The sequence below is a fragment of the Bradyrhizobium sp. CB2312 genome (assembly GCF_029714425.1).
Classification (GTDB): domain Bacteria; phylum Pseudomonadota; class Alphaproteobacteria; order Rhizobiales; family Xanthobacteraceae; genus Bradyrhizobium.
The window spans coordinates 8,915,278-8,927,842 of the sequence record NZ_CP121668.1; the positions used below are offsets into that span (position 1 = coordinate 8,915,278).

Genomic DNA, 12,565 nt, shown 5'->3' on the forward strand with positions numbered 1-12,565 from the left:
ATGAACATACGGCCCGCCCGCAATTCCGAGCCCCAAACGAGCAACTCGTAAACGCATCCTTGCACAGCGTGACCCCAGCGACCCGGTCCCAGTTTACAACAACTTAAAGGAGAACATGCTCAGGTGCCGACGCATTGTTGCGCGTGGTCGTTCAACTCCCGAGAGTCCAATGTCGGTTTCCACAACAAGCAGCGTTCCCGTCCGCAGTGTTGCGCGCTGGCTCCTGCCGTTCTGCATCGGCGCCATCGTCTACGCGTTCTTTCTGGGCATCGGCGACGTCATGCTGCGCGACACCGATACGTGGTGGCAGATCAAGATCGGCCAGTGGATTCTCGAACACCGCGCACTGCCTGACCACGACATCTATTCGTTCACGCGGGCCGGTGAAGCCTGGATCTCGAGTTCCTGGCTGGCGCAAGTCCTGTTCGCACTTGTTTACGAGCCATCGAACTGGTCGGGCGCAGTCATCCTGACATCGCTCGCGATCGGTGCGACCGCGGCGATTTTTGTCTACCTGCTCGAGCCTTATCTGGAGCCTGTACGCGCCTTTCTGCTCCTCATCCCCATCCTCTGGATGTCGGTCGGCCACTTTCTCGCTCGTCCGCACATGCTGGCCCTGCCTGTCATGCTGGCCTTTGTCGGCGGGCTGCTGGTGGCCGCCGATCGGCGCGCCGCGCCTTCCTGGCTGCTGCTGCCCTTGATGGCGTTATGGGCCAATCTCCACGGCGGCTTCGTCCTGGGGCTGGTATTGATTGGACCCATTGGCCTCGATGCGATCGCGTCCGCCGATCGCAAGGATCGATCTGCGCTGGCGGCGCGCTGGGCCTTGTTCGGGCTTGCTGCGATTGCCGCGAGCTGCTGCACGCCCTACGGCTCGGAGACGCTCCTCGGAGCCACGAAAATCCTCAGCCTCGGCAAGCTGCTCTCGTTGATCTCGGAGTGGACGCCGGCCGACTTCAGCTCGTTCAGCCTGTTTGAAGCCGTCCTGCTGGGTTTGATCGGCATCGGCTACTACAGCGGGCTGGTGCTGCCGTGGACCCGTATTCTCCTGCTGCTCGGCCTGACCTGGGCGGCACTCACCCACGCCAGAAACATCGAGGTCTTCGCACTCCTGACCCCGCTCGTGGTTGCGAAGCCGATCGCAGAACAATTGCGATGGACGAGAGATGTCGCGCACCAGGCGCGGTCCTCCTTGGCAATGACCGCAATCGCGGCGCTCGCGATCGTCGCGGCCGCCTGGGGTATCACGCGCTCCTACGCCACGCCGTACCGGTATGCCTTTTCCGGCGTCAACAGTCCTACGGCTGCGGTCGACCTGCTCGAACGGCGGCACGCGCAACGGATATTCAGCACGGCTCCGATCGGCGGCTATCTGATCACCCGCAACATCAAGACCTTCATCGATGGCCGGGCCGAGCTATATGGGGAGCAGTTTGTACTCGACTATTTCGACGCCATCGAGGGCAAGAACGTGGAGACTCTGCTGCGTCTGCTCGAGACCTACCGGATCGACGCGACGCTGCTGAATCCCACCATTCCCGCCGCCAGAATCATGGACCATTTGGCGGGCTGGAAGCGGCTCTATGCGGACGATATCGCGGTGGTTCACGTCCGCGACCACGCGCCGGCGCAGCTTCCTTCCGAGTCACGGTGAGTCAAGACAAGGCCACCGGCTGTCGCGTTCCCCGGCCACGCACACGAGGAAACTGCGGCGGAAAGTCTGCCTTCGAGACGCCCGCCTGCGGCCCTCAGGACGAGGTCGGGTTTTGCAAGCCTGCTCATGGTGAGCAGCCTCCCGCCAAAGCGGCGTGCATCGCCGGGCGAACCATGCAGGGCCGGATCATGCTCTAGCGCAACCGCCCCAAAAGAAGAGAGCCCCGTCAGTGACGGGGCTCTCGAAATTCCCAGGTCGTCCGATCTTACTTCAGGCTGGACGAGATCGAGCCGAACTTGGTGTTCAGCGTGCTGCCGAGGTTGTTGACGACGGTGATGATCGCCAGCGCGATGCCGGCGGCGATCAGGCCGTATTCAATCGCGGTGGCGCCGGATTCGTCCTTCACGAAACGCGAAACGAGGTTCTTCATAGACTGCTCCAAAGAGTACACGAGGCTACAACTGATCTGGTCTTTTCGGCTTCCCAGCGCCGCCCGACCATGGAACCAAACGTAGAGGCAAAGACTTGCGTCGCAGTTAACTTGGCTGCGTAAACACGGAGTGGTTTGCGCGTATTCGCCGATGGTAAAGGGGAATTGAAAACAATCCGTTAAATTGTCGGCATTCGCAGCGAAGCCGGCCTCACAGGTTTACCCGAAGTTATGACAGGCCGTGCTCCAATGCCGCCTGACGCGCGATGGGATAAATCGCTCATCATGCTCGAGCCGACAAGAACAAGCAGGACGACGAGGCGGCATGTCCCTTTCCTTCGCCAACAGCATCGCGGTGCAGAGCCGCGCGCGCGCGCTGGTGCCGCTGTGCGCCGGTGCCGGCGCCTACCTGTTCTTCCTCTATGTCGGCGACACGCTGCTTCAGGACTCCGACTCGTTCTGGCAGATCAAGATCGGGCAATGGATCCTCGATCACGGCGCGGTGCCGTACACCGACTTCTATTCCTTCACGCGGACCGGAGCGCCGTGGGTCTCGACGTCGTGGCTGTCGCAGGTCCTGTTCGCCTTCTCCTATGCGCAATGGGACTGGGCCGGGCCGGTGATGCTGACCGCGATCGGGATGGCGCTCACGGTCGCCATCTTCGTCCATCTGCTCGACGCGCAGATCGTAGCGCCGCGCGCGGTGCTGTTCGCGATGCTGGCGCTGATGCTGTCGATCCATCACGTGCTGGCGCGGCCGCACATCCTGGCGCTGCCGGTCATGGTGGCCTGGGTCGGCCTGTTGATGGCCGCTGCCGACCGCAGAACCGCACCGTCATGGACCTGGCTGCCGCTGATGGCGCTGTGGGCCAATCTGCATGGCGGCTTCGTGCTGGGCCTCGCGCTGATCGGCCCGATCTCGCTCGAAGCGGTCGAGCATGCCGAGAAAGGACAGCGGCTTTCGCTGTTCATGCGCTGGGTGCTGTTCGGCATCGCCGCGCTGATCGCGAGCTGCTGCACGCCCTATGGCTGGCGCACGCTGATGGGCGCGACCAACATTCTCAGCCTCGGCGAGCTGCTCACGCTGATCTTCGAATGGATGCCGGCGAACTTTGCGACGTTCACTGCGTTCGAAGGCGCCCTGCTCGGCCTGATCGCGCTCGGTTATTATCGCGGCCTCGTGCTCTCGGCGCCCCGCATCTTCCTGATCCTGTTCCTGACCTGGAGCGCGCTGAGCCATGTCCGGAGCATCGAGGCTTTCGCCTTCCTGGTGCCGCTGGTGCTGGCAAAACCGCTCGGCGAGATGTTCCCGCGTCCGCAGCTCGAGACCGTCGGCGTAGACCTCTGGCCGGCCCGCTATGTCACCGCGCTTGGCGCGCTGATGATCGTGGCCGCGAGCTGGACCACGACCGCGCTCTACATGGGCCACCATCGCTTCACCTTCACGATGACGCAGACGCCGGTTGCGGCAGCGGACCTGATCGAGAAGCTCGGCGCCAAGCGCATCTTCAACGCCTATCAGTTCGGCGGCTATCTGATCTCGCGCGGCATCCCGGTTTACGTCGACGGCCGCGCCGAGCTCTATGGCGAGAAATTCGTCATGGACTTCTTCAAGGCAACGGAAGGCAAGAAGCCCGCGCTGCTGCCGCGCCTGCTGGATGAATACGAGATCGACGCGACGATCCTGGTCGCCGATGCTCCGGGCCCGGAGATCCTCGACCAGCTCAAGGGCTGGAAGCGGGTTTATGCGGACGACATCGCGGTGGTCCATGTGCGGGATGATAGCGCGGCCGCGGCGCCACCGAAGTGAGGACACGGCGTGAGGTGCATCATCAACACGTAGCACCTCTTCCCGAGCTAGCACTCCCCCTGGCCGTCCCCCGCAAGTGCAGGGCAATGAACATTCACCAGAGAACGTCACGCCCGGGCTGGTCCCGCCTGCGCGGCCGAAGCCGCTTCGGCGAGGCGAAGGCCCGGGCATCCACGTTCTTTGTGCCACTCGGCGAGGTGTGGATGGCCGGGACAGGCCCGGCCATGACGCTGTGGAAGCTTCAGTGCCCCAAGTTCTTGGGCCATATGCGATAGCCCTCCCCGCGAGGGGGGCCCACAAGGGGAGGGACGCACCTTCGTCGGAGCACTCAGCTGGTCCTGTTATCTGCAGGGATGGCGGTTGCCGTCGAAACCGAGATAGGTCCCCGTCGCCGGATCGAACGACCGGAAGCGCTCGGCGCACGAACGCGACGTAGCACCGTCGGCGCGCGCCAGGACGTTGCCCACGCCTGCTGCGCCGTCCGGCAATTCCAGGCCACGCCGGCCCGCCGGCGTCAGCGTGCCGTTCAGGTTGCGATTGGGGTTCTCCGCTTCGTACGTATTGGATGGCTGCTCGCAAAACCGGATTGCGCGTAGGCGGTGGTCGCAGTCAGGGCCGACAGCACAGCCACGGCAGCAAGGATTTTCAGTCCAGTCATAGTCGATCTCCATCATTGGCCGGTGCAGCGTGCGGCCGGTGCGATGGGAAGTGGATCGACATGGTGTGTACGACAAGCTCGCCGCGCTCCAGATTCGCCGCCAGGCGCGATCTGGCCGTTCAAACACAGAAAGAGTCGTTTGCTTATGCAACGCGGCAGGCTCGCAACGACGGGAATCAATTCCCCGTCTGCAGCTCGCCAAAGCGCTCCCAGCTCTTGCCGTTGAAGCGCATGAACTGCATCTGGTCGACCGGGACGTGGTCGGTCGGGCCGGTGTTGACCTTGATGCCGGGCAGCAGCATCGGCAGCTCGAGATCGCGGATCGCATAGGCCTGCTTCAGGATGTTCTCGGTCGAGAGGTCGTCGCCGCAGGCCTTCAGCACCGCCTCCAGCGCCATCGCGCTGTTGTAGGAATTGACATAGTTGGTGTCGTGCTGATCGGCCTCGGGCACATATTTGGTCATGAACTCGCGCCAGCCCTTGACGCCCGGATCGTCCTTCCAGGCGGGATCGTCGGGGTCCTTCACGTAAGCGGTGGAGAGAATGCCGGTGCCGGCCTCTAACCCTGCGGGCTCCATCACCGTCGAGACCCACACCGCGACGTTGGAGAGGAACGTCATCGGACGCCAGCCGATTTCGAAGGACTTTCGGATCGCTTGCGCGGCGAATTTCGGCGTTGCCGCGATCACGAACACGTCGGCGCCTGACGCTTTCAATTTCACGATCTGGGAATCGATGGTCGGATCCTGGATCTCGTAGGTCGCGTTGGTGACGACAACATCGTATTTCTCGCCGAGCACGTCCTTGAGGCCGGCGAGATAGTCACGGCCGTAATCGTCGTTCTGCGAGATCACGGCGAATTTCGCGTTCGGATTTTTCGCCAGCGCATAGCGCGCATAGAGCCGCGCCTCGTAGCGGAACGGCGCCTGCACGCCCATCGTCGCCTGCGGATATTGCGCGATGTCGGCGAATTTCGAGGCGCCGGAGCCGATGAACAGCTGCGGCACGTTCTTGGACTGCAGATACTTTGCGATCGCCGTGTTGTGGGCGGTGCCGATCGAGGAGAAGATCAGTGCGACCTCGTCGCTCTCCACCAGCCGGCGGGTCTGCTCGACCGATTTCGGCGGCGCATAGCTGTCGTCGAGCGAGATCAGGTTGACCTTGCGGCCGTTGATGCCGCCCTTCTCGTTCAGCATCTTGAAATAGCCGACCTCGCCCTTGCCGAGCGCGCCGAAGGCCGACACCGGCCCGCTATAGGGCATGGTCTGGCCGATCCTGATTTCGGTTGCGGTGACGCCGCGCATCTCGGCGGCGACCGAAGCTGCGGGCAATGTTGCAATTGAAACGGCGCCAAGCGCGCCCAATGCCATCGCAAAGCGCATCGGCTTCCCCTCCCCCTTTGTTGGTGCGATCGTGCCGCACCTTTATTTGAAGGGAGCATGCCATGACATTGCGGCGAACTCCAATCATTATAAGTAACGGCGATCGTAGGGGGCAAAGCGACTTGTCTCGCCGTAGCTCGAAGAGCGAAGGCGGAAGCGTGCCCACCACTTCTTTGCGGTAACTGAAAGATGGCGGGCACGGCGCAAGCGCGCCTTTGCCCACCCTACGACCGATCGCTAACAGGAATAATCATCATGCTGCTTCGCAATCTCTTCGCCGCGCTTCTCGTCACGATCTCGCTCAGCGCGGCGCATGCGGCGCCGCGATGGCTGAACCTGCCGCCGACGCCGACATTGCCGAAGGCGGCGCAGAGCGGCTTCGCACCCGTCAACGGAGTGAAGATCTGGTACGCCATGTTCGGCCGCGGCGAGCCCGTGGTCCTGCTGCACGGCGGCCTCGCCAACGCCAATTACTGGGGCCACCAGGTCCGCGCGCTGCAAGGCCGCTATCAGGTCATCGTCATGGACAGCCGGGGGCATGGGCGCAGCAGCCGCAACCAGGAGCCCTACGGCTACGATCTGATGGCCTCGGACGTGGTCGCCCTGCTCGACCACCTGAAGATCAAGAAGGCCGTGATCGTCGGCTGGAGCGACGGCGCGATCATCGGCCTCGACATCGCCATGAAGCATCCGGAGCGGGTGAGCAGGCTGTTCGCCTTCGCGGCGAACTCGGATCCGTCGGGCGTTGCGGACATCGCTTCGAGCGAGGTCTTCAACGCCTACATCGCGCGGGCCGGCGAGGAGTACAAGCGCCTCTCGCCGACGCCGACGGAGTACAAGAGCTTCGTCGCGGAGATTACGAAAATGTGGGAGAGCCAGCCGAAATGGACGGCCGCGGATCTCGCGGCGATCAAGGTCCCGACCTGGATCGTCGACGGCGACCACGACGAGGCGATCAAGCGCGAGAACACCGAGTTCATGGCGGCGAACATTCCGGGCGCCGGCCTCTTGATCCAGCCGGAGGTCAGTCACTTCTCGTTCCTGCAGGATCCCGAGCAGTTCAATGACGATGTGCTGCGGTTTCTCCAGCGCCGAGATGCAGCACCGAAGTGAGATGCCGTAGGGTGGGCAAAGCGCAAGCGTGCCCACCACGTCTATCGGGACCGCGGAGAGATGGTGGGCACGGCGCTACGCGCCTTTGCCCACCCTACGAGATCGGTGCCGCATCGTTGGAGCTAAGTTGCATCCACATCGTCATTGCGAGCGCAGCGAAGCAATCCAGACTGCCTCTGCGGAAAGACTCTGGATTGCTTCGCTGCGCTCGCAATGACGAGGCCAACAAAAAACGCGGCGTTTCCGCCGCGTTTTTCGATTTCATCTGCCGCTCCGCGATCAGGCCTGCGGCTGCGGCTCCAGGCCGGGATCCGGATCGGGGCGCGGGCGCGACTTGCCGGCCGGGGGCACGGCGGAGGCGCGCGGCGTGGTCGGCTCGAGCACGGACTCGCGGTTCGGCTTCTTGCCCTTGAGCAGGTCGACGATCTCGTCGCCGGTCAGCGTCTCGAACTCGAGCAGGCCCTTAGCCAGCGCTTCGAGGTCGGCGTGCTTCTCGGTGAGGATGCGGGTCGCTTCCTTGTAGCCTTCCTCGACCAGGCGCTTGATCTCGGAATCGATCTTCTGGACGGTGGCCTCGGACGCGTTCTGCGTGCGCGACACCGACATGCCCAGGAACACCTCGTCCTGGTTCTCGCCATAGGAGACGGTGCCGAGCTCTTCGGACAGGCCCCAGCGCGTCACCATCATGCGGGCAAGGCGCGTGGCCTGCTCGATGTCGGAGGCGGCACCCGAGGTGACCTTCTCGCGGCCGAAGATCAGCTCTTCGGCGACGCGGCCGCCCATCATGATGGCAAGGCGCGAGGTCATCTGCTCCAGCGACATCGACAGCTTGTCGCGTTCGGGAAGCTGCATGACCATGCCGAGCGCACGGCCGCGCGGGATGATGGTCGCCTTGTGGATCGGATCGGTCGCCGGCACGTTGAGGCCGACGATGGCGTGGCCGCCCTCGTGATAGGCCGTGAGCAGCTTCTCTTCCTCGGTCATGACGAGCGACTTGCGCTCGGCGCCCATCATCACCTTGTCTTTTGCCTCTTCGAACTCGGCCTGCGTCACCATCCGCTTGTTGCGGCGGGCGGCGGTCAGTGCAGCTTCGTTGACGAGGTTCATCAGGTCGGCGCCGGAGAAGCCCGGGGTGCCGCGCGCGATGGTCTTGAGGTTGATATCGGGCGCCAGCGGCACCTTGCGAACGTGAACCTTGAGGATCTGCTCGCGGCCGACGACGTCGGGATTGGGCACCACGACCTGACGGTCGAAGCGGCCCGGACGCAGCAGCGCGGGATCGAGCACATCGGGGCGGTTGGTGGCGGCGATCAGGATCACGCCTTCGTTGGCCTCGAAGCCGTCCATCTCGACCAGCAGCTGGTTCAGCGTCTGCTCGCGCTCGTCATTGCCGCCGCCGAGACCGGCGCCACGGTGACGACCGACCGCGTCGATTTCGTCGATGAAGATGATGCAGGGCGCGTTCTTCTTGGCCTGCTCGAACATGTCGCGGACGCGGCTGGCGCCGACGCCGACGAACATTTCGACGAAGTCCGAACCCGAAATGGTGAAGAACGGCACATTGGCTTCGCCCGCGACCGCACGCGCGATCAGGGTCTTACCGGTGCCGGGAGGGCCAACCAGCAGCACGCCGCGCGGAATACGGCCGCCGAGGCGCTGGAATTTGCCGGGATCGCGCAGGAATTCGACGATCTCCTGGAGGTCCTGCTTGGCCTCGTCGACGCCGGCGACGTCCTCGAAGGTGACGCGGCCATGCGCTTCGGTCAGCATTTTGGCGCGCGACTTGCCAAAGCCCATCGCCTTGCCGGCGCCGCCCTGCATCTGCCGCGACAGGAATATCCAGACACCGATCAGCGCGATGAAGGGCAGCCAGGAGACCAGCAGCGAGACGAACCACGGCACGTTGTCGCCGGGCGGCTTCGCGGTGATCTGGACCTTGCTGTCATAGAGGCGCTTCACCAGCGTCGGATCGTTCGGCGCATAGGTCTGGAAGCTTGAGCCATTGGTGAAGGTGCCGTGGATCTCCGGCCCCTGGATCACGACGTCGCGCACATTGCCGCGATCAACTTCGCTCAGCAGCTGGGAGAAGGCGATGTCCTGCGAGGAGGCGCGCTGACCCGGATTCTGGAAGAGCGTGAACAACGCCAATAGCAGCAAGACAATGATGACCCAGAGGGCGAAATTGCGCAGATTGGCGTTCATCGATCTTCCTTCGTGGTCGCGCGGATCGCGGCCCTGATCCTTCGGGAGCTAATTGCCCATTTATCTGGCCCAGTTACCGTGGGCAATGCGAGGAAATCCCCAAGGAATCCCCATCGTTAGACGTATACAATTTAGGTACCGCCCCCGTCGCTGCCAAGGGAACGAGACGGGACTATTTATCCCATCTTAGAGCAATTCCCGCTGAAATAATGGCGAGCTGGCCGGGGTTTTTCCTGCCTGGTTAAGGTGTCCTGACGCGGTACGGCGGGAAACGGCCGGTGTCATGATCCGCTGTCATCCGCCCTTGGATCGCCGAGCCGGCGCCGGCGCGATGTGGATACGCCCGCCGGCAAGGCTGATCAAGGCTCCCGCAAGGGTTTGCTTCAGGATCGCACGGCCATTTGCGGGTGCACGGGGGTTTGCCGCCATGGCCCGATCGAGCGCGGCCAGGAGGGTTTCCACCTTGCCGAGTTCCGCCGGCCCTTCATGGCCGAGGGCGTCGATGGCCCGCAGCAGGAGCCGCAGCCGGACTTCCTCCGGAAGCAGGGCAAAGGCCGAAGCCTCGAAGCTTCGGCGAGGGGCCTGCGACGCATCGCCGCGATCCCGCAGGCGAAGGAAGCGCTCGGCGCCGTCGGCCAGCACCTCGACCGCCGCATTGGCGCGGGCGAGCCTGCCTGCAAGCCGCGCCAGGCTGCGGGCATCGCCGCCCTCGGCGGCGAGCTGCGGCAGCAGCGCGCGCAGCCGCGGCCGGGTGAAATTCGCATCGCGGTTGGTGGGATCGTCGGCGAAGCCGATCTTCGCCCGCCGCAACGTCGCGATCAGCTGCGACTTCGGGACGTCGAGCAGCGGACGGGCCAGCACGATGCCGTCGCGCATCGACAGACGCGCCATCGCCGACAGTCCGGCCAATCCGCTGCCGCGCAGCATCCGCATCAGCAGGGTCTCGGCCTGGTCGTCACGGGTGTGGGCGGTCAGCACATGGCTCGCGCCGGCCTTGCGCGCGGCCTCTGCGAGGAGGCGGTAGCGGGCCTCGCGCGCCGCCGCGGGCAGCCCCGTCCTCGGCTTTTCGCCGCGCCAGCGCAGGGTCCGGTGCGGTAGGCCGAGCTCGGCCGCGAGCCGCTTGACCTCGCGCGCCTCACGCGCGGCTTCCGGGCGCAGGCCATGATCGACGGTGACGACAAGGAGGCGCGGAGCGCGCGAAAAACTGCGCTGCCAGCGCGCCGCAAGCCACATCAGCGCGACGGAATCAGGGCCGCCGGAGACCGCGAGCACCAGCGCGGGTGCGCTTTTCAGCCCGGCGAAGAGCTGCTTCGCCTCGCGCGCCGAGATCGGTGAATTGTCGTCGTCTGACATGACGCTGCAATCGTCCGCGGATGGATCGACTGTTTAGCGCAACGCCGTCGGCTTTGTCAGCGGATCAGCACTTCACCCGCTTCTGCTCGCGATCGACCGCGGCTTTGACGCCGGCCGAGGCGCGCGGATATTTGCGGCCGACCTCGCCGAAGGCGGCGCAGGCGGCTTCCTTCTCCTTCAGCGCCGCCAGCGACTGGCCGAGCCGCAGCAGCGCATCGGGCGCCTTGGCCGATTTGTCGTATTTGGTGGTCACGGCGAGGAAGGCCTCCGCGGAGTCGCGATATTGCTGGCGCTGGTAGTAGCTTTCCCCGAGCCAATATTGCGCATCGCCGAGCAGCGGGTCGTTCGGATGTTTCTGCGCAAAATTCTTCATGGTCTGCTCGGCGAGCGCGTAGTCCTTGCGCTGCATGTAGCCGATGCCGAGGTCGAACTCGTCGCGCGGCGTTGCCGAGGGCGGCAGCGTCGTCAGGCCGGTGCCGCCTGATGGCGCGGGATAGCCCTGTTGCGCCGGGGGATAGCCGGGCTGTGCTGCCGGCGGCACGCCTTGCTGGTAGCGCGGGCTGGTGTTGGCGAGATCGATCGGCTCGCCGGCGTTGCGGCCGCCGGGGGCACCGACCTGGCCGGTTGCCGGCATCGGTTGCTGGCCGCCGCCGAGCGCGCGCGGCGCGCCGGGCGCATTCGGGCTCTGGCTCGGGTCGAAGGCATCGCCGCGGCGGCGCGTGCCGGGGGCGCCGGGTGCCGGCTGCTCCTGAACGATCGGCGCGGGAGAGGCGATCTGGGGCTGCTCGTAGCCCGGCTGGGCCGGTTGCTGTTGCGGCTGCTGGTGGCGGTAGGGCGGCGCGACCTGAGCCGGCGGCATCGCCGCGACATTGGGCACCTGTCCGGGGGCGGCTTGCGCGCCGCCCTCGAGCGCGCGCAGGCGCTCTTCGAGCTGGCGGTTGCGATATTGCAGCTCTTCGTTCTGGCCGGTGAGCTGGCGCAGCTGGTTCTCGAGCCGCTCGATCCGCATCTCGGGATCGTCATCCGACTGCGCCAGAATGGACTGCGCCAAAACAGGCGGGCTCAAGACCACGGGCGAGCACAAGGAGAGCAGCGCGGCGATCGCCGCAGTGCCGGTAAAGACCTTAAATCTGGATGACATCTTGCCCTGACGACGAAAGCGAAATGGCCTGCGACGGAACCTCGACGCGCCACACATTGAAGTGGAGTACGCCAAAAATGTGACTGCTACAAAGGGGTTTCGGTCACAGATCGCTGAAACGAAACCGGCGCCCTTGAGGGCGCCGGATCATCCGTATCTGAAGCTGAACGGCAGCTGACTGAAAGCGTTACGAGCTCGCGTTCAGCACGGTGACGGCGCGCCGGTTCTGCGACCAGCAGGAGATATCGTTACAGACTGCGACGGGCCGCTCCTTGCCGTAGGAGATCGTGCGCATGCGGTTCGGATCGATGCCGCGCGAGGCGAGGAACGAGCGCACCGACTGGGCGCGGCGGGCGCCGAGGGCGATGTTGTATTCGCGGGTGCCGCGCTCGTCGGCATGGCCCTCGATGGTGAAGGAGTAGCGCGGATAGGTCTGCAGCCACTGCGCCTGCTTCTCCAGGGTCACGATCGCCTGCGGGGTCAGATCGGTCTGGTCGCTCTCGAAGAACACGCGGTCGCCGACATTGACGACGAAGTCCTGCTGACTGCCGGGCGTCGCCGCGCTCGCATTTGCATCCAGGCCCCCGTTCTGCTTTGCGCAGGCGCCCATCGACAGCGCGATTACCACCACTGCGGCCAGCTTCAATCCCTGGAGGATACGCATAGGATAGTTCATTCGGAGCCTCCACGCTCACGTTCGTCCACTGCTGTCCGGTCTACAGGGGGTTGGTTAAGCGAACGTTCCGTCAACCTTGACGGAACCTTGCCTCACACGGTCAAATGCCCCCAACCTGCGAAAAGCACCCGTCATGGTTAATGGGT

The 12,565-nt window shown here is 64.5% G+C and carries 10 protein-coding genes; 3 read left to right on the forward strand and 7 right to left on the reverse strand.

What is annotated here, in order from left to right; translation table 11 throughout:
• Window positions 1-280 precede the first annotated feature (280 nt).
• Window positions 281-1,654, forward strand: a complete 1,374-nt coding sequence (locus QA642_RS42520; RefSeq protein WP_349253824.1) for a hypothetical protein — start codon at window positions 281-283, stop codon at window positions 1,652-1,654.
• Window positions 1,655-1,919: 265 nt separating this feature from the next.
• On the opposite strand, the gene QA642_RS42525 is transcribed toward QA642_RS42520, so the two are convergent.
• Window positions 1,920-2,084: a Flp family type IVb pilin gene (locus QA642_RS42525; RefSeq protein ID WP_128949876.1), complete on the reverse strand. Its 165-nt coding sequence runs from the start codon at window positions 2,082-2,084 to the stop codon at window positions 1,920-1,922.
• Window positions 2,085-2,409: 325 nt separating this feature from the next.
• Between QA642_RS42525 and QA642_RS42530 the strand changes: the two genes are divergently transcribed.
• Window positions 2,410-3,894 carry a hypothetical protein gene (locus QA642_RS42530; protein WP_283082131.1) on the forward strand — a complete coding sequence of 495 codons (1,485 nt, stop codon included), beginning with the start codon at window positions 2,410-2,412 and terminating at the stop codon, window positions 3,892-3,894.
• Between the two features lie 341 nt (window positions 3,895-4,235).
• Here QA642_RS42530 and QA642_RS42535 read toward each other — a convergent pair whose 3' ends face one another.
• Together QA642_RS42535 and QA642_RS42540 are read right to left on the reverse strand one after the other, a co-directional pair.
• Window positions 4,236-4,568, reverse strand: coding sequence for a BA14K family protein (locus QA642_RS42535; RefSeq protein ID WP_283082132.1), 333 nt, complete (start codon window positions 4,566-4,568; stop codon window positions 4,236-4,238).
• Window positions 4,569-4,728: 160 nt separating this feature from the next.
• Window positions 4,729-5,934, reverse strand: a complete 1,206-nt coding sequence (locus QA642_RS42540; RefSeq protein ID WP_283082133.1) for an ABC transporter substrate-binding protein — start codon at window positions 5,932-5,934, stop codon at window positions 4,729-4,731.
• Window positions 5,935-6,189: 255 nt separating this feature from the next.
• Between QA642_RS42540 and QA642_RS42545 the strand changes: the two genes are divergently transcribed.
• Window positions 6,190-7,047 (forward strand): alpha/beta hydrolase, encoded by an 858-nt coding sequence (locus tag QA642_RS42545; protein WP_283082134.1) that lies wholly within the window; start codon window positions 6,190-6,192, stop codon window positions 7,045-7,047.
• Window positions 7,048-7,326: 279 nt separating this feature from the next.
• Here the strand turns inward: QA642_RS42545 and ftsH are convergent, their stop codons facing one another.
• The 4 genes from ftsH to pal all read right to left on the reverse strand — a co-directional run bounded on the left by ftsH (window position 7,327) and on the right by pal (window position 12,419).
• Window positions 7,327-9,249, reverse strand: a complete 1,923-nt coding sequence (gene ftsH, locus QA642_RS42550; RefSeq protein WP_283082135.1) for an ATP-dependent zinc metalloprotease FtsH — start codon at window positions 9,247-9,249, stop codon at window positions 7,327-7,329.
• A gap of 294 nt (window positions 9,250-9,543) precedes the next feature.
• Window positions 9,544-10,602, reverse strand: a complete 1,059-nt coding sequence (gene tilS / locus QA642_RS42555; RefSeq protein WP_283082136.1) for a tRNA lysidine(34) synthetase TilS — start codon at window positions 10,600-10,602, stop codon at window positions 9,544-9,546.
• Between the two features lie 64 nt (window positions 10,603-10,666).
• Window positions 10,667-11,743, reverse strand: coding sequence for a tol-pal system protein YbgF (gene ybgF / locus QA642_RS42560; protein ID WP_283082137.1), 1,077 nt, complete (start codon window positions 11,741-11,743; stop codon window positions 10,667-10,669).
• 187 nt (window positions 11,744-11,930) lie between these two features.
• Window positions 11,931-12,419 (reverse strand): peptidoglycan-associated lipoprotein Pal, encoded by a 489-nt coding sequence (gene pal / locus QA642_RS42565; RefSeq protein ID WP_283082138.1) that lies wholly within the window; start codon window positions 12,417-12,419, stop codon window positions 11,931-11,933.
• Window positions 12,420-12,565 lie beyond the last annotated feature (146 nt).